The organism is Algoriphagus sp. AGSA1, from assembly GCF_021390545.1.
Classification (GTDB): domain Bacteria; phylum Bacteroidota; class Bacteroidia; order Cytophagales; family Cyclobacteriaceae; genus Algoriphagus.
In genome coordinates, this window is the sequence record NZ_JAJUWR010000027.1 from 29,265 (window position 1) to 45,484 (window position 16,220).

The 16,220-nt window shown below is 44.7% G+C and carries 13 protein-coding genes; 5 read left to right on the plus strand and 8 right to left on the minus strand.

Translation table 11 applies throughout. The annotated features are described in order from the left end of the window. Window positions 1–46: 46 nt before the first annotated feature. A complete protein-coding gene (locus LZF95_RS19345) occupies window positions 47–259 on the plus strand; it encodes a hypothetical protein (RefSeq protein ID WP_233756689.1) in 213 nt (70 codons plus the stop codon). A 440-nt stretch (window positions 260–699) separates the two neighbouring features. Here LZF95_RS19345 and LZF95_RS19350 read toward each other — a convergent pair whose 3' ends face one another. Continuing rightward, window positions 700–1,839: an acyl-CoA dehydrogenase family protein gene (locus LZF95_RS19350; RefSeq protein ID WP_233756690.1), complete on the minus strand. Its 1,140-nt coding sequence runs from the start codon at window positions 1,837–1,839 to the stop codon at window positions 700–702. Window positions 1,840–2,451: 612 nt separating this feature from the next. Between LZF95_RS19350 and LZF95_RS19355 the strand changes: the two genes are divergently transcribed. Further along, on the plus strand, window positions 2,452–3,144 hold the full coding sequence (locus LZF95_RS19355; protein WP_233756691.1) for a cyclase family protein: 693 nt from the start codon (window positions 2,452–2,454) through the stop codon (window positions 3,142–3,144). A 23-nt stretch (window positions 3,145–3,167) separates the two neighbouring features. Here LZF95_RS19355 and LZF95_RS19360 read toward each other — a convergent pair whose 3' ends face one another. Then, window positions 3,168–3,986 carry an inositol oxygenase gene (locus LZF95_RS19360; RefSeq protein WP_233756692.1) on the minus strand — a complete coding sequence of 273 codons (819 nt, stop codon included), beginning with the start codon at window positions 3,984–3,986 and terminating at the stop codon, window positions 3,168–3,170. 4 nt (window positions 3,987–3,990) lie between these two features. Further along, complete coding sequence (locus tag LZF95_RS19365) at window positions 3,991–5,595, minus strand: solute:sodium symporter family transporter (RefSeq protein WP_368670791.1); 1,605 nt, start codon at window positions 5,593–5,595, stop codon at window positions 3,991–3,993. A 429-nt stretch (window positions 5,596–6,024) separates the two neighbouring features. Between LZF95_RS19365 and LZF95_RS19370 the strand changes: the two genes are divergently transcribed. Next, entirely contained in the window at window positions 6,025–7,425 is a 1,401-nt protein-coding gene (locus LZF95_RS19370) for a S9 family peptidase (RefSeq protein ID WP_233756694.1), read from the plus strand. Window positions 7,426–7,569: 144 nt separating this feature from the next. Here the strand turns inward: LZF95_RS19370 and LZF95_RS19375 are convergent, their stop codons facing one another. From LZF95_RS19375 to dinB, 5 genes are all read right to left on the minus strand, one after another. After that, the gene (locus LZF95_RS19375; protein WP_233756695.1) at window positions 7,570–7,920 is read right to left on the minus strand and encodes an STAS-like domain-containing protein; all 351 of its coding nucleotides are present in this window, start codon (window positions 7,918–7,920) and stop codon (window positions 7,570–7,572) included. Beyond that, window positions 7,895–8,848 (minus strand): hypothetical protein, encoded by a 954-nt coding sequence (locus LZF95_RS19380; protein ID WP_233756696.1) that lies wholly within the window; start codon window positions 8,846–8,848, stop codon window positions 7,895–7,897. The genes LZF95_RS19375 and LZF95_RS19380 overlap by 26 nt, the downstream gene beginning before the upstream one ends. 205 nt (window positions 8,849–9,053) lie before the next feature. After that, complete coding sequence (locus LZF95_RS19385; protein WP_262912273.1) at window positions 9,054–9,647, minus strand: 2'-5' RNA ligase family protein; 594 nt, start codon at window positions 9,645–9,647, stop codon at window positions 9,054–9,056. Between the two features lie 26 nt (window positions 9,648–9,673). Beyond that, on the minus strand, window positions 9,674–12,640 hold the full coding sequence (locus LZF95_RS19390; protein ID WP_233756697.1) for a DNA polymerase III subunit alpha: 2,967 nt from the start codon (window positions 12,638–12,640) through the stop codon (window positions 9,674–9,676). Window position 12,641: 1 nt separating this feature from the next. After that, window positions 12,642–13,790: a DNA polymerase IV gene (gene dinB / locus LZF95_RS19395; RefSeq protein ID WP_233756698.1), complete on the minus strand. Its 1,149-nt coding sequence runs from the start codon at window positions 13,788–13,790 to the stop codon at window positions 12,642–12,644. 69 nt (window positions 13,791–13,859) lie between these two features. On the opposite strand from dinB, the gene LZF95_RS19400 reads away from it, so the two are divergent. Then, complete coding sequence (locus LZF95_RS19400) at window positions 13,860–14,666, plus strand: LexA family transcriptional regulator (RefSeq protein WP_233756699.1); 807 nt, start codon at window positions 13,860–13,862, stop codon at window positions 14,664–14,666. Window positions 14,667–15,000: 334 nt separating this feature from the next. Further along, the gene (locus LZF95_RS19405; protein WP_233756700.1) at window positions 15,001–16,167 is read left to right on the plus strand and encodes an MFS transporter; all 1,167 of its coding nucleotides are present in this window, start codon (window positions 15,001–15,003) and stop codon (window positions 16,165–16,167) included. Window positions 16,168–16,220 lie beyond the last annotated feature (53 nt).

Consider the following 16,220-nt stretch of genomic DNA (forward strand, 5'->3'; position numbering starts at 1 on the left):
TGGAAAGTCAGTATATTTAAAAGACATTGCATAAAAAAATAGCGCTATGAATATCGAGCAGAAGAAAATAGAATTGATCCATTGGATTACGGAGTTGGAGAATGAGGAAATTGTAGATTCACTTGAGGATTTTAGGAAAAATAGTTTTGAGAAAAGCCTTCCCGATCCTATCAAGAAACTCCTTGAGCGTTCAAAAGCCACTCCGGATGAAGAGTTAATTCCTCATACCTCTGTGAGGGAATTGTTAAAAAGAAAATGAATTCTACGATATTTTGGACTCCACTTTCTCTAGAATCTTTTGAGGAATGTATTTCTTTTCTAGAAGACAATTGGGGACAAATAATTTTAGAAAAGTTTATAAATCTTACCGAGCAGAAACTAAAACACTTGCAGAATTATCCTTTTTTAGGGGAGGCCACAGAATATCCTGATATTAGAAGGGTTTTAATTCATAAGAATGTTTCGCTATTCTATATGCCGGAAATTAATAGAATTAAGTTGTTGATTTTTTGGGACAATCGTCAGAATCCTGAAAATCTCTTTAAGAAGCTGGCTTCAATATGAGCCCTTTATTTTAGTAAGTTTGGTGATCATAATCACTAAAAATACGTCTATTTGGTGATTACGATCACCAAATAGACGCCAAAAAGCCTGAAATCTGTCCAGATCTCAGGCTTTTTGATGCTGATGAAGCCGGGATTATTTCAATATTTCCCGCGCAATTACCATCTTTTGTATCTCTGAAGTTCCTTCCCCGATCGTACACAACTTGGAGTCCCGATAGAATTTTTCCACCGGATAATCCTTGGTAAACCCATAGCCGCCAAAGATCTGAACGGCCTCATTTGATACAGAGACGGCAACTTCTGAAGAGAAATATTTGGCCTGAGCCCCGGCCAAGGTTACTTTTTCTCCACGGTTTTTGAGATCTGCCGCCTTGAATATGAGTAATCTTGAAGCTTCCACCTGGGTGGCCATATCTGCCAGTTTGAATGAAATCCCCTGAAATGAACTGATAGGTTTGTTGAACTGATGCCGTTCTTTGGAATATTGAATGGATGCTTCCAAAGCTCCCTCGGCAATTCCCTGACCAAGTGCCGCAATAGAAATCCTGCCGCCATCCAATACCTTCATAGATTGGATAAAACCATTGCCAACCTCGCCTATTACCTGACTTTCGTGAATTTTGCAGTCGGTAAAGATCATCTCCGCGGTCTCAGAAGCACGCATGCCAAGTTTGTCCTCTTTTCTTCCTCCTTCAAAACCGGGCGTACCTCGTTCTACTATAAATGCGGTCATTCCATGCGAGTCCCCGATCTCTCCTGTTCTTGCGATGACAACAGCTACATCACCTGATACACCGTGTGTGATGAAGTTTTTTGCCCCGTTGATGACCCAGTACTCACCTTCTTTTTTTGCAACGGTACGCATGTTTCCAGAATCTGAACCTGTGTTTGGCTCAGTCAGCCCCCAGGCACCCAGCCATTCGCATGTAGCGAGTTTGGGAAGGTATTTTTGCTTTTGCTCCTCAGAGCCAAAAGCCATGATATGTCCCGAGCAAAGGGAGTTGTGGGCGGCCATAGAAAGTCCGACTGAAGGGTCAAGCTTGGAAAGCTCCACGATAGCAGTCACGTATTCTAAGTATCCGAAACCAGAACCTCCGTACTGCGTAGGGATCAAAACGCCCATCAATCCCAGTTCACCAAGTTTCTTGAATAATTCCACGGGGAAAAATTGCCGATCATCCCAGTCCTTGCGGAAGGGCGTGATCTCCTTGGCTCCAAAATCACGGATCATCTGGGCGATCATCCGTTGATTTTCATTTTGATTAAAGTCCATTGTGTCTGAATTTGGGTTTATCTCTTTTTAAATCTAACTCCAAGATTCAGAATTAGTTTTGCATCAGCAAATCCCCAGAGCAGGGCTATACATTACCCCCTGAGTTTGAGCAAACTATTCTTCTTCGCTTAGAAATCTCTGTGTGATTAAAGTTTTTCAGCGGGTCGTTTTCCCAATTTTAATTTTTATTTCCCTGTCCCGGGCATTTTTAGTTTTTTATGGTAAGTATTATGTGCTTTTCTATGGCAAAGCAGTAAAAGCATTGATAGGATTCGGAGGCTGTCTCATAACTCATGATTGTCAGCACTTAAAAGACTTCGACTTTCATGCCTTCGGCAGACAGGCTGCTCAGTCTGACAAGAAAAGCTGATTATGGGACAACCTCATCAATTGATTGGAATAAGGGAACCTTTAAGACTGCTTTTTTTCTTATTGAAGAAAATATTATTTATGTGGATCCGCTTTTCTACCACTAAAGAGATTAAAGCATCAAAGGATTAGGTGAACTTTATCATTTAGGTTACTTCGGTCTTCCGTCATCGGTCTTCTGCCAGTATAACAAAGAGAATACCGCCACTGGAATCATGACCTACAATCACAAAAAATAAGCTCATGCCGGAAATCATTGACCTCTCACAGGAAATATTCGAGGGGATGCCTATGCACCACAGCATGGCTCCTGTCAAAATCAGTGTTCACGCCACGCATGAGCAATGGGCAAGGGAAATAAATCCCCAAACCCATACCCCAAGCGCACTTAAGCTCACGATGAGTGAGCATACAGGCACCCATGTGGATGGGCTCAATCACATGGGGAAAGAATTTGCTGCGCGGACGATAGATCAAATGCCGCTTTCCATGTTTTATACAGAGGGTATTTGTCTGGATTTAACCTATAAGGGATTGCAGGAATTAATTACCGTGGAGGATGTTCAGCAAGCAATTCAACTAGCGGGGTTGTCTATTCTCCAGGGAGATACTGTTTTGCTTTGCACGGATCATTATAGAAAACATTTTGGCACGGATAACTGGAATAAAGGTCCGGGACTCACTGTCGAGGCTGCCCGCTGGCTCGGTAGGCAGGAAATTTCCGCCTTTGGAGTAGAAACGATGTCCCCCGGCGTTCCCAAGCTTACCAACCAGGAAGTGCATCAAATCTGCGGAGAGATGGGATTTACCCACTACGAAAACCTGATCAACCTCCATCTTTTGATCGATAGAGGTAGATTTAGGTTTATAGGGCTTCCCCTGAAGATCAGAGGAGGAACCGGTTCTCCGGTACGTGCAGTTGCGGTGTTTGAATAATAATTAGAGAACTCAATGCAGAATTACCAGTTAATCGGCCCTTTTCCCAGGTACTTTTCTGCAATCGGCAGGTAATAATCCTTCACATCATCCAAATCATAGATTTTTGGGGACTTAGTGTATAGATCGTATCGATTGAAGTCGAGAATCCATTCTTTGTATTGTGCATCCTGGGGCCCTTCAAACTGGGAGTAACTTCCTCCATTGTGCCATGGATAAAAGGAATGATAACGCACCATCACCATTCCTGCTTCAGGGATTGTGTTTGTAGGGTGATTTTTCAATACCTGGTAAAAGTACTCATCATGTCCCCAAGCCAGTTGTAGGTTGTCAAGACCACAGCCTTTTTCATAAATCCCCAATTCTGTATTGTAGCGGGGATCTTTCATGTCCGGATTTAGCTCGTTGAACTCAGGATAAACGCAGGTGTCAGGCAGTTTTGCGCCAACTACGAACACATCTCCCACAAGCCCCCATTGCTCATCCTGACTCGTGCCGTCCTCATCACTTCCAAATAAATACATGACTTTGCCAAGATCATGGATCAAACCTACCAGCTGCATCCAATCAGGACGGTTGTCATGTCTCAAAGCCTCCGCGGACTGGATCAAATGCTGCACATTTGGCAAATCAAGATCAGGATCACTTACATCGATCAGTGCGTTGAGTTTTTCCATCGCGTCCCAAAGATCCATCGGTTTGTCAAATTTAAGATACTTGGATTTCATCCGCTGCACATAATCATAGGTCTGATACATGCGCATTTTACGATAGTGCTCCTTTACGGCAGCTTTCACATCCGCGTGATCGTAATTCCTGAATTCCTTTTCTGTAGTTTCCATAGTATTAAGCGATTGTACCTAAAATTACATAAATAATAACTGTGATTGCAATCAAAATCCAGCCCAGTGTTTTGGCATGTTTCCAGGGAATGATGCTCAGCTTACCTGAATCTGTCATCACAAATGGGGCGGTAACCGGGTATTTTATTGATACGAGATGCATCACGATTAGATTTAGAATAAATTCTACTCCCCAGATATGGACGAAATGAATATTCACTTGAAGTATCAAATCCATCAGAATGTAAAATCCCAGTCCAAAGACCAATCCAGCTTTTGCCCCGGCAGAAGAAACGCTTGGGAAAAAGAACCCGGCAATAATTACCGTTGCCATCGGGATAAAGAAGATTCCGTTGAGCTGCTGCAAAAGCTGATACAGTCCGGCAGGTGCATTGGCCACAAATGGAGCGACCAGGATGGAAACCACTGCCAAAATAGCCGAGACCCATTTTCCGATTCGAACGAGCTGTCCTTCCTTGGCCGCCTTGTTGATATACACCTTGAAAATATCCAGACTGAAAATAGTAGCTGCGCTGTTCAAAGCACTGTTGAAGGTGCTCAAAATAGCACCCATAATCACCGCGACAAAAAATCCCGTCATCCAAGGCGGCAGCACCCGCTTGACCAGTTCAGGATAGACGCTGTCCTGTGAATCAAAGAGGGTGTCTCCGAAATAATAGAAGCCAATGATGCCGGGAAGAACAATCACCAGCGGGATCAGGATTTTCAAAATCCCGGTAAACAATAGGCCTTTTTGGGCTTCTTTGAGGCTCACCGCCCCAAGTGCCCGCTGAACGATGGACTGGTGCATGGTCCAGAAATAGAGCTGGTTGACAATCAGTCCGGTGAACAATACTTCAAAAGGAAGAATAGAGTCTCTGGATCCCGGGCCAATTGACGGTTCCTTACTGATCACATTGAATTTCTCCGGGGCATTGTTGAAGACTTTTGTCAGACCATCAATTATACTTCCATCCCCTATATCCCAAAGTGCAAACACAGGAACCAACAATCCCGCGATAAGCAACCCGAAACCATTGATCGTATCTGTGTAAGCCACCATTTTCAATCCTCCGAAAATCGCATAAACTGCTCCGATCACTCCCACCACGACCACAGTGAGCCAAATTCCCTCTGTCTGGGTGATTCCCAGTGTTTCCGAGATACCAAAAATCGATTCAATGTTAATCGCTCCCGTGTAGAGTACGATTGGCAACAGCGTCACCACGAAAGAGATAATCAGCAGCAGGGAAATCAGTGTCTGCGTCATTTTATCAAATCTTTTTTCCAAAAACTCGGGGATGGTAGTCAGTCCCATTCTCAAATACTTTGGGATAAAGTATAGCGCACCGATCACCAATGCGATCGCCGAAGTGACTTCCCAGGCGATGATAATTGCCCCGTTTTTATAAGCCGAACCATTCATCCCCACGAGATGCTCTGTCGAAATATTGGTAAGCAACATGGAGCCGGCAATGACCACGCCTGTTAGACTGCGTCCGCCTAGGAAATAACCGTCTTGGGTTGCGAGATTTTGTTTGCGTAGCATCCACGTGGAGTAGATTGCTACGAAGCCCGTGAAAGCTAAGAAACTGAAAAGTGTAAGCACTGAGGTTGGGTTTGTTAATTGTAGCGTGGAAAATAGGTAATTCGGATGAAGGAGGCAATTATCTCTTCCAATTGCTCAGTCATCCCCAATTATTTTTTCTGGAAGTATAATTAGTTCCCGCAGACCTGACTGCCGTTAGGCGGGTTAATGCAGAATAGTGCACAGATCTTTGCGGACTTCCTATATCGGATTAATCACTTTCATGCCTGTTTGAGGAGTCCAAATTCTTGAATATTTCTTTCTGAAAGTCTCTTTGGCTCCCGCAGATTATCGCTGAGAAGGACGCAGATCTCCGCAGATTGCATCCTACAGAAGTTCAACTCTCATCTCCGTTTGTGAATTCTTGATTCATGAGTGTTTTTTCTTAATTTCCCCCACTAAGAACAATCGCCTTGATTTTAAAAGTCACCGCACATCATAGAAACAAGTATGAAGAGATTTTTGCCACTTATTCTGATATTTCTGATTTCCCTGAGTAGCTACGCTCAAGATATCACCGGCCAATGGCATGGTGCCCTCAGAGTGCAGAGTGTACAGCTTCGGCTGGTATTCAATGTAGCGCAAACTGAGAGTGGCTATACTGCCACCATGGACAGTCCGGATCAGGGTGCATTCGGCATTCCTGCGACTTCGGCCAGCTTCGAAAATAATGTCCTGAAAATTTCGATTACCAATGCTAATATAATCTATGAAGGCACACTGGGTGACGGGGAAGTGATTACTGGCACTTTTACACAAGGAGGGAAGCCTTTTCCAATGAATCTGTCTAGACATGAAATTGAGAAACTAGGTTCTAAGAGACCTCAGGAGCCCAAAAAGCCTTTTCCGTATCGTTCTGAAGAAGTGATTTTTGAGAATAAGCCAGCTGAAATACTGCTGGCCGGTACGCTCACGCTGCCGGAAGAAGATGGAAAGTATCCAGCGGTAGTGTTGATTTCTGGATCTGGCCACCAAAATCGTGATGAGGAATTGTTTGGGCACAAACCATTTCTGGTATTGTCGGATTACCTTACCAGAAATGGCATTGCAGTTTTACGCTTTGATGATCGTGGAACGGCGGCTTCCACAGGGGATTTTGAAAGCGCGACTTCGGTGGATTTTGCCACGGATGTCGCTTCGGCTGTTCAGTATTTGCAGTCGCGACCTGAGATAGACAAAAGCAAAATCGGGCTGATCGGGCACAGTGAAGGCGGGATCATTGCGCCAATGGTAGCGGGTGATTCCGATGATATTGACTTTATCGTGATGCTTGCGGGGACCGGGATTCGTGGTGATAAGCTGCTTCTTGCACAACAGGCGTTGATCGGGAAGGCTTCAGGGATGAGCCCCAATCAGCTTTTCGAAAATGAGATGATAAGCAAGAAGGCCTTCGAAATCATGGTAAAAGATCAAAGTGAAGAAGAGCTGAGAAATGGTATTAAAGCCTACATGACGCAGGTCTTTAGGAATATTCCTGTAGAGAATATCCCCGGGGGAATGAGTGAAGAAGAGTTTGTCACGGCGCAGGTAGAGCAGCTCACCAGCCCCTGGATGCAGTATTTTATCAAATACGATCCAGCTCCGGCTTTGGAGAAGGTGAGTTGTCCCGTGCTGGCGCTCAATGGAGAAAAAGACCTGCAAGTTCCTCCTAAAGAGAATCTGGAGGCAATCAAAGCTGCATTGGAAAAGGGTGGCAATACAAATGTAACTACAATGGAATTACCTGGACTGAACCACTTATTCCAAGAAGCAGAGACCGGGCTAATAAGCGAATACGCAGAGATAGAGCAGACCTTCTCGCCAAAAGCGATGGAGATGATTTTGGAGTGGATTAAGGGGCAGGTGGAATGATTAATGATGGTTACTTCAGGCGGTATTAATAAAGAAGAGGTTTTTATGGCCAATGCCTTTATTACCTAAAGCAATAAAATGGGACTTTATAAAAAACCGAAGCTTATGATATTCCGGTTGTTCTATTTAGTGATTATCCAATTTTCAGTAAGCTAAACTTGCTTTTAGCCGATCATTAATTGCCAAAGCAATCGTCTTTTTGACCAAATCACTTGCGTTGACGAATGTGGATTTAGATTTCAGTTCTGGAAAGGGGAGTTTCAAAAGTAACTTACCAAAACATTCATCCGAAAAGCTATGGGAAACAAACTCAACTCCTTTAAAATCAAAAATCACAAAATCGTTTGATTCAAGAAGTGATTCTATTTGCACACGGATTTCTTGCCCTAGAACTCTTGTCCCAAGGTTGTTAGAAAAGCTATTAAATAAGATAGTCTGTGTCATTTTCTGTTCTAAAGGATTTTCAAATTTACCAAAGGTTCTCAAGATTGCCAAACTGAGATTCTTTAAACTCCTGAAACATATCGAGTTGATCAGAATCTTCTCCAAATATTTCTTTATAATTAACGGAGATATTCGTGTTAATTCTCAGGTAATTTATAGTGCCTCTCCAGTGAGGTGTTTGATATAACGTTCCATTACGAAGGCATGAACCTCCTGAATAGATTATAAAGTCTCCTTTATTTTTACTCATCATTTCTGAAGTAGCCCAAAGGCCAAAACCTAATCCTAGGCTATTGGTAACTCCTCTTTCTATACATCTAGTAACGGCTTCTGGTTCGGAAAGGTCAATAAATCTTGATTTTGGATGTCCAGTCAAAGCAGCATGGATTCCTTGACCTGTGTCTGCAATGATAATTCTAATTTCTTGCGATCTTGGGAAGAATTGAGCAACAACAAATCCTGTACCAGCCCCATATCTGAATTCCGGGCTAGAGTGGTTAAGCGTGTTGTCAAGAACTTCATATAAACAAAAATTCAGAACTGTTAGCATATCTTCATTCACACCGTTCACAATCAGGATTCGCATTATTTCTGCAAATACGGTGTTGATATTTGTCTCATTGAACTTTGATATCTCGATAAATCTACCTTGCCTATCTAGTCTTGTGAAATCCTCTTCAAGTTCAATCCCAATAATTTCAAAAAAATTAATCCTACTGGCATAATTAGCTCTATCCGAATTGGGATTAAAATTAACCATAGAACAAATTACTTTTATATCATTTCTTTTTAGGCATTCAATCCGAGCTACAAGAAGCAATAGTAGATCGGGGTAAATAAAGCCAGTGCCATTGAGGTCAATTTGCAATTCTAATTCATCTCCTGGCTTTAAATGGTTTAGTTGTGTAAATGCTTCAAGTAAATCATGCTGTGATGAGATGTGATTAAAATCAATTAGGACAGAGATTTGATGAGGCATTTTTAGACTGAATACTGTTGGAGGAAGTTAAGTGAGTCAGTGCAATAATCGTTAATTCTAATTTCAAAAGTTAGGTTTTTGAACGCTGATTTAGTTCATAACCATCTTATGCCCTTATTTATCCTGCCTAAAAGCTCAAAACCTTATGTCACCTGATCAAAGATGCCTTCAAGTCCGCCGTCATGTTAAATCATCCTATCTCTCCTCAGAAAATTGTTTCAAAATCCAAGCTGAGTTGCTGGCTTGATATTTCCTCTCCAGTGAAAGGAATAGTGGCAATATTATCAAATTTTTGGATTCGCTTGGTGTTCATAAGACGTCTCAAAAGCGTTAATTTATTTACCTCAAAAGACGCTTCGATCTCATGGTTTTGCCAATGAGCCCAAGCTAGAGCATGTTGCTCTGGAGTCATTCCTCTGGCGATTGAGATGTGAGGAGTTGTATGAAATTGTGGTTTGTATAGTACTGGTCTTGCAAACTGACTAAGTTCCATTATAATTTGTGTGAGGTGATACTTATTATAGATACCGACAAAGACTGTCTCGGGAAATTGGCCGATTCCGTTTAGTTCGGCAGTAAATGGCTCCACTGTTTTTCCAAATCGTATTAGATTATCGACGAGTCGAGATTCCTTATAGTTTGATTGTAGGCAGTTCATGATACTAATATGCGGTTTGAAAATGTCCGCCATTGTGCAACCATATCTTTTTGTAAAATACTGTTTGTACGACATGATCAATTTGCAGATTTTCTCACTTGGTGAGATGACCAGGAAATATTCATAGGTATTGAGTTTCATTGTTTTTATAATTTAAGTTGTTCGTTTTATACAGATACAGCAGAAAGTTCCTGAACCGGCTCCACCTCCTTCTTATCCTTCAACCCCACCTTCCACATGCCGTGTACGTCGATGGCAAACGTCCCGAAATCTTCAACCACTTTGCCCCGGATTTTATAAAAACCCTTGCCTTGAAAAGGGAAGCGTTTCAGGGAATTGGGGAAATGGACGGTGTCCAGCCAGTCACCCTTGGCATCGAGAAAGGTTCCAAAGGCCATGTGTTCCCGATTGACCGTGCGCACGTCTTTGGTGGTGACCAGCTGACCGAGCATTTCCACACTCTTCCCCAGTAACTCGGGCAGCTGATGCGCCAAAGCCATTCCTTTGCCATCATGGGCACAAAGCCGGAACATATCGGTGAGGGCAAAACCGAGCACATTGATCTCATCAAGTGCGTCTTCGAGCGGATAATCGGGGAAATCAGGAAGGGCAAAATCCATGGGAGGTTCTTTGAACAGTGCAGGTGAATCGGGGATGGCAGCCAGCTGCTTTTGGGCGAAGTTGGCTTTCCAAAGCAGTTTTTTCTTCCCCAACCCCGTAAATCCAAAAGCTCCTACGCTGATGAGAATGTTCAATTGCTCAGGACCGGCATGGGTGCGCTCGATAAAGTCTTCCAAGCTCAGGTAATTCCCGTTTGTTTTCCTTTCCTCCAGAATCAGGTCACAGAGTTTTTTTTCCAGTTGCTGTACATGGATCATTCCCACGAAAATCTCTTCCCCGCTGATGTTGGTCAGATACTCACTGCGGTTTACGCAGGGCGGATTTACCTTCGCCCCGGTACGTTTTAGCTCATGGAAATAGAATTCCGTGGCATAAAAGCCCCCGAAATTATTGATCACTGCCACCATAAACTCCATGGGGAAATAGGTCTTTAGGTAGAGGCTTTGATAGCTTTCCACCGCAAAAGAAGCGGAGTGCGCCTTGGAAAATGAATAGCCACCAAAGGACTCCATTTGCCGCCATACTTCCGCAGCGACTGCGTCATCATGTCCAAGCTCTTTGCAGTTTTTGAAGAAGTTTTCCCGGATCTCATTAAAGCGATTGTGTGATCTATACTTACCCGACATCGCCCGTCGTAGAATATCCGCTTCACCCATGTCCAACCCGGCGAAGTGATGGGCGACTTTGATCACATCTTCCTGATAGACCATCACGCCGAAAGTTTCCTCTAACAATTCTTTCATCTTGGGATGGAGGTACACGATCTTCTCAGGGTCATGAAAACGCTCAATGTACTGCTTCATCATACCCGACTGTGCCACACCCGGACGGATGATGGAGCTCGCCGCCACTAGTGTGAGGTAGTCGTTACATTTCAGCTTGGTGAGCAGCTGTCGCATGGCAGGACTTTCGATGTAAAAGCAACCGATGGTATCAGCCTTTCGGATTTGCTCCGCCACTTTGGGATCACTCATGAACTGCTCTACCCGATGAATATCAATGTCGATTCCACGGTTTTGCTTGACGAGCCGGATCGCGTCTTTGATATGCCCCAATCCACGTTGGCTGAGGATGTCGAGCTTGAAGAGCCCGATTTTCTCTGCCAAAAACATGTCTATCTGAGCGGTGCAAAAGCCTTTTGGAGGCAATTCATTCACTGTGTACTGATAGATAGGTCTCTCAGAAATCAGCATTCCACCCGGGTGTATGGAAAGATGGTTGGGGAAATTCTCCAGCAGCTTACCGTATTTCAGAATAGTGCGCTGTATTTTATCCTCATTCATCGGCTGGTCCTTGCCTCTCACGAGTTGGTCGATTTCTTCTTTTGGCAGGCCAAAGACCTTCCCCAACTCACGGATTATCGCCTTCCGCTGAAAAGTACTGTACATGCCCAGCAGTGAAACATGGTCTTTGCCGTAGCGCTTGAAAATGTAATCGATCACCTCGTCCCGGTCTTTCCAGGAGAAGTCAATATCAAAATCCGGAGGGGAAGTCCGGTGTGGATTGAGAAAGCGTTCGAAATACAGATCGAGCCTGATGGGATCTACATCCGTGATTTTTAGACAATATGCCACAATGGAATTGGCACCGCTTCCCCTGCCCACGTAGTAGAAGCCACGGTTCTGCGCATAGCGGATCACGTCCCAGACGATAAGAAAGTACGCATTGAAATTCAGGTCATTGATGATTTTCAGTTCTTTGATCAGACGGGCTTTGGCCACAGGATCAGTGCCGTACCGATAATGGAAACCTTCCATGGCAAGCTTTGCCAGTAAAACCCGATCATCTTCCGCACTGACACTGTAGTGTTTTTTGTTTTTGTCGGTGAGGAGCTCGGTGGTGATCTCACAGGCATCGATCAGCTGTAGCGTGTTGCTGATCATTACGGGGAAATTTCGAAAAGAACTCATCAGGGCAGCTTCCGAAACGAACGTTTCATCCGACGAAGCAAAGTCCTTTTCTACCAGTTTACTGATGAGCGTATTTTTGGCTATGGCACGGAGCAGGCGATGTACGTTGAAGAAGGTTTTGTCCTGGAAAGTCACGGGATGCCGGATGATCCATTTCTTCAGGGCGGCTTCTACTTCCTGCTTTTTCACGCGATTCAGCTCGCTTGCCAGTACACCGATAAATTCATGTTCTTTTAGATCCTGCGCAGAAAAACTCCCAACCGGATGGATAACCAACACCTCTGAAAAGCAGTCAGGCCGCTCGGGGAAAGGCATTTCTGCCTGCAAATGCTGAGAAAGAAAACGGTTGATTTCGAGTAGGCCGGCATCATTTTTAGCCAATAGGATATAGCAGAACCTATCTTCGTTACGGATCTCGGTCCCTACGATGGGTTTGATTTTCTTTTCTCTGCAGAAATCCACGAAATCCCATGTGTCGGCGGTACTGTTGATATTGGTGAGGCCAAGGGAAGCTAGACCAAGATCTGCAGCTGCGTCCACGAGGTCTTGGGTGCTGTAGGTGCCGTAGCGGTAGCTGAACCAGGTTTTACAATTGATAAACATTTTATGCGGACGTTAGGGTGATGGCTCGGGTGAGGCTTTTTTCGCCGTAGCGGTTTTTGATCCAGTCGATGGCCTGGTATAGATTTACTCCCTCTTCGGTGTCGTGGAAAAGATCGATCTGCTGATGCCCCTGGACGAGATGACTGACTTTTACGCCTATCAGGCGCACGAGCATTCTTTTTTCATAGAGCTTGGCAAAGAGTTCCTTGGCCCGCTGTAGCAAGACCTCGTCCGAGCTGGTGTAGGGGATGATGCACTGACGGCTGACCGTGTCGAAATTGGCATAGCGGAGCTTCACCGTGATGCAGCCGCAGAGCTTGTGTTTTTGGCGAAGTTCAAAACCGACTTTCTCTGTCATCCGTACCAATTGGCTGTGGAGAAAAGCCATGTCGATGGTGTCCGATTCAAAGGTGTTTTCGGTGCCGATGCTCTTTTGCTCGGAGTAGGGGATGACCGGAGACTCATCGATTCCGTTGGCTTTGCGGGAAAGGTCTAGTCCGGATTTTCCCAGGAGATTTTGCATCATCCGGGGAGGGATCTCACTGAGCAACCTGATGTTTTCCACCCCCATCCGCTCCAACAATGCGGAAGTCTTTTCGCCTACGCCCGGCATTCTTCGGATGGGGAGTGGGGCGAGGTAGGGTTTCTCTAAGCCAAATGGGATGGTGGTCTGCCCGTTGGGTTTGGCATCATGGGTGGCGACTTTGGATACCAGTTTGTTCACTGCCAGGGCGCAGGAAATCGGCAGACCCGATTGCCTATAGATCTTTTCCCGTAATTCCTTGGTGAATTTTTCGCAGCCAAAAAACCGATCCATCCCTGTCATATCGATGTAAAACTCATCAATGGATGCTTTCTCCATTACCGGTACCTGCTCTTGGAGCGCCTCAGTGATCAGGCGTGAATGCCGGCTGTAGCTATCATGGTCTCCTTTGATGTAAAATGCCGAAGGGCAGAGCCTTCGTGCCAACTTCATAGGCATGGCGGAATGCACTCCGAATGCCCGGGCTTCGTAACTGCACGAAGCCACCACTCCCCGGTCGGAGCTGCCGCCGATGATGACGGGTTTGCCTTTGAGGGCATCGTTTTTCAACCGCTCCACAGACACAAAAAACGTGTCCAGATCCAAATGCACGATATGCCTTTCCATTTCTCAGATCATTTACTATATTTGATACTATTAATACCATATTACTGTTATTAATTGTATCGAATAAAAATGGAAAGTCAAAGCTTTTTCTGGGCATCCAATCTGAAATTTCTCAGAAAGCGACGCAAATTGAGTCAGGATATGCTGGCGGAGAATCTTGGAATGACCAGGGCCAAGCTGAACGCACATGAAAATGGGCATAGCAAGTCACCGGCAATTGAGGATTTGCTGCTTTGTGCGGATTACTTCAGAATGAGTGTGGATACGCTGCTTCGGGTGGATCTTTCGAAACTGAGTGAATTGAAAATCCGTGAGCTGGAAGCAGGAAATGATGTGTTTCTGAGCGGTTCGAAAGTCAGGATTCTGGCCACTACCGTGAGTTCAAGCAATGAGGATAACATCGAGCTCGTACCGATCAAAGCCAAGGCCGGATATCTGGGAGGCTTCGGGGATCCGGAGTATTTGAGTACGCTGCCTGTTTTCAATCTGCCAAATCTGCCCAAGGACAAAAAGTACCGCATGTTTCAGACTGAAGGAGACAGCATGCTGCCCATTGCGGATGGGGCCTATGTGATTGGCTCGTATCTATCCGAGTGGCGGCTTGCCAAGGAAACCCCCTGCGTGGTAGTGACGGCGAGTGAAGGTGTCAGTTTTAAAATGTTGAGTTTTCAGGCGAAGGAAAGAAACTTTTTGTTACGCTCGCTAAATCCTGTTTATACACCTTACACGGTTCCGGCGGAAGAGATCCGTGAGATATGGAAATTTGAATATTACATGAGTGATGAGTTTCCACAGGAGCCGCTGACGCTACAGCAAGTCGGAATCGAGATCTCGGAGATTAACAGAAAGCTGGGGCTGCTGGGGGGTAACCTTTGAGGTGTCACCCGAAGGGTCTCCTCGAAGGTTTTGTATGGTGATAAAATCCCCCTAGCCCTCCGCCGCGACGGAGGGAATTGCCAAATTTGAACCTCTAGCATTAATTCAAAGTACGTACGTGCGGTTAAGCGGATACCCATATTTATTTTTCACAAGGGGTAATGATAGACGGATTATTCACTTTAAATTTCCCTAGTTTTGGTGGGCTGAGCAGAACTAAAGTGGCTTACCTTCGGTTTGAATTGAAACTTCTAGAGACATTCAGCTCTCTGGGTTTCTCGCTTAAATCAGACACTTCTATTCACCCACAGTATTTAATTTTTACATTGCTGTTTTGACCAAATCATTTTCCTCCCAATCTCTCCTTATCACCGGGATTATCTTAGTTTCGATCAATTTGCGCACTTCGATAGCATCGGTTGGGCCATTGATTCCGTTTATCCGGGAGGATTTGGGCTTGTCCAATGGCTTGGCGGGCTTTCTCACCACGCTCCCTTTACTGACATTTGCTACCTTTTCCCTTTTTGCTCCCGCTATAGGAAAAAGACTGGGGATGGGAAGGGCGGTATTTTTGGCTATTGCTATTTTGACTTTAGGAGTTGTTGTAAGGGTTTTGGATGGGGTGGTTCTGCTATTTTTGGGCACGGCACTTACAGGTATTGGAATAGTGATTGCGAATGTCTTGCTGATTCCGCTTATCAAGGTGAGACTGCCCGGGAAACTTGGCTTGATGACTGCTCTGCTTGCTACCATGATGTCGCTTTTTGCGGCTATTGCGATAGCAGTAAGCGTGCCATTGGCAGTTGATCTGAACATGGGATGGAGAGGATCACTGGCTTTTTGGGCTATTTTTATGGTTATGGCCTTGATCATCTGGTTCCCCCAGCTCCAGCGCCCAAAAGCGAATTTGCACCAAGTGATCCAGCCGGCTAAAAATGTTTGGAAATCCAAGCTGGCATGGCATGTGACGATCTTCATGGGTGCCCAGTCTATTATGTACTTTACTGTGATTACATGGCTGCCTGATATGTTGATTTCCCGGGGCTGGACTCCTTCCCAAGCCGGCATAGTTGCTTCTCTTATGCAAGTGGTTTCGTTGATAGGTTCTTATTTTGCGCCTAATCTACTGATTAAGCTTAAGGAACAAACCGGGGTGGTGAAGACGGTCGGTGCCGGATATTTGATAGGATATCTTACGCTTTTTATAGAGAATGAATTGCTTACTTATGCGGCCCTAGCGATAATAGGATTGTGCATGGGGGCAAGTTTGAGTATCGCTTATACGTTGATTTCTCTGAGAACAGCAGAAGATCAGACTACAGCCAAACTCTCGGCGATGGTCCAGTCCTCCGGCTATTATCTTGCAGCCTTGGGTCCCATGCTTTTTGGGGTTTCTCTTGATTTATTTAATAACTGGAATGTTCTTATTTACTTTTTACTGTTTTTCGCAGGGATCTTTACTTATTTCGGCATGTCAGCAGGAAGAGATCGTAAAATCTAATTCCCAAATATTATTTCGTCCTTGATGGAATAGAATGTAATTTTGTGATCAAA

Coding starts and splice junctions, on each gene's coding strand:
- LZF95_RS19350 (WP_233756690.1), bottom strand. CDS start 1,839: ATGGACTTTAATCAAAATGAAAATCAACGGATGATCGCCCAGATGATC.
- LZF95_RS19345 (WP_233756689.1), top strand. CDS start 47: ATGAATATCGAGCAGAAGAAAATAGAATTGATCCATTGGATTACGGAG.
- LZF95_RS19390 (WP_233756697.1), bottom strand. CDS start 12,640: ATGTTTATCAATTGTAAAACCTGGTTCAGCTACCGCTACGGCACCTAC.
- LZF95_RS19385 (WP_262912273.1), bottom strand. CDS start 9,647: ATGAAACTCAATACCTATGAATATTTCCTGGTCATCTCACCAAGTGAG.
- LZF95_RS19370 (WP_233756694.1), top strand. CDS start 6,025: ATGAAGAGATTTTTGCCACTTATTCTGATATTTCTGATTTCCCTGAGT.
- LZF95_RS19360 (WP_233756692.1), bottom strand. CDS start 3,986: ATGGAAACTACAGAAAAGGAATTCAGGAATTACGATCACGCGGATGTG.
- dinB (WP_233756698.1), bottom strand. CDS start 13,790: ATGGAAAGGCATATCGTGCATTTGGATCTGGACACGTTTTTTGTGTCT.
- LZF95_RS19355 (WP_233756691.1), top strand. CDS start 2,452: ATGCCGGAAATCATTGACCTCTCACAGGAAATATTCGAGGGGATGCCT.
- LZF95_RS19400 (WP_233756699.1), top strand. CDS start 13,860: ATGGAAAGTCAAAGCTTTTTCTGGGCATCCAATCTGAAATTTCTCAGA.
- LZF95_RS19380 (WP_233756696.1), bottom strand. CDS start 8,848: ATGCCTCATCAAATCTCTGTCCTAATTGATTTTAATCACATCTCATCA.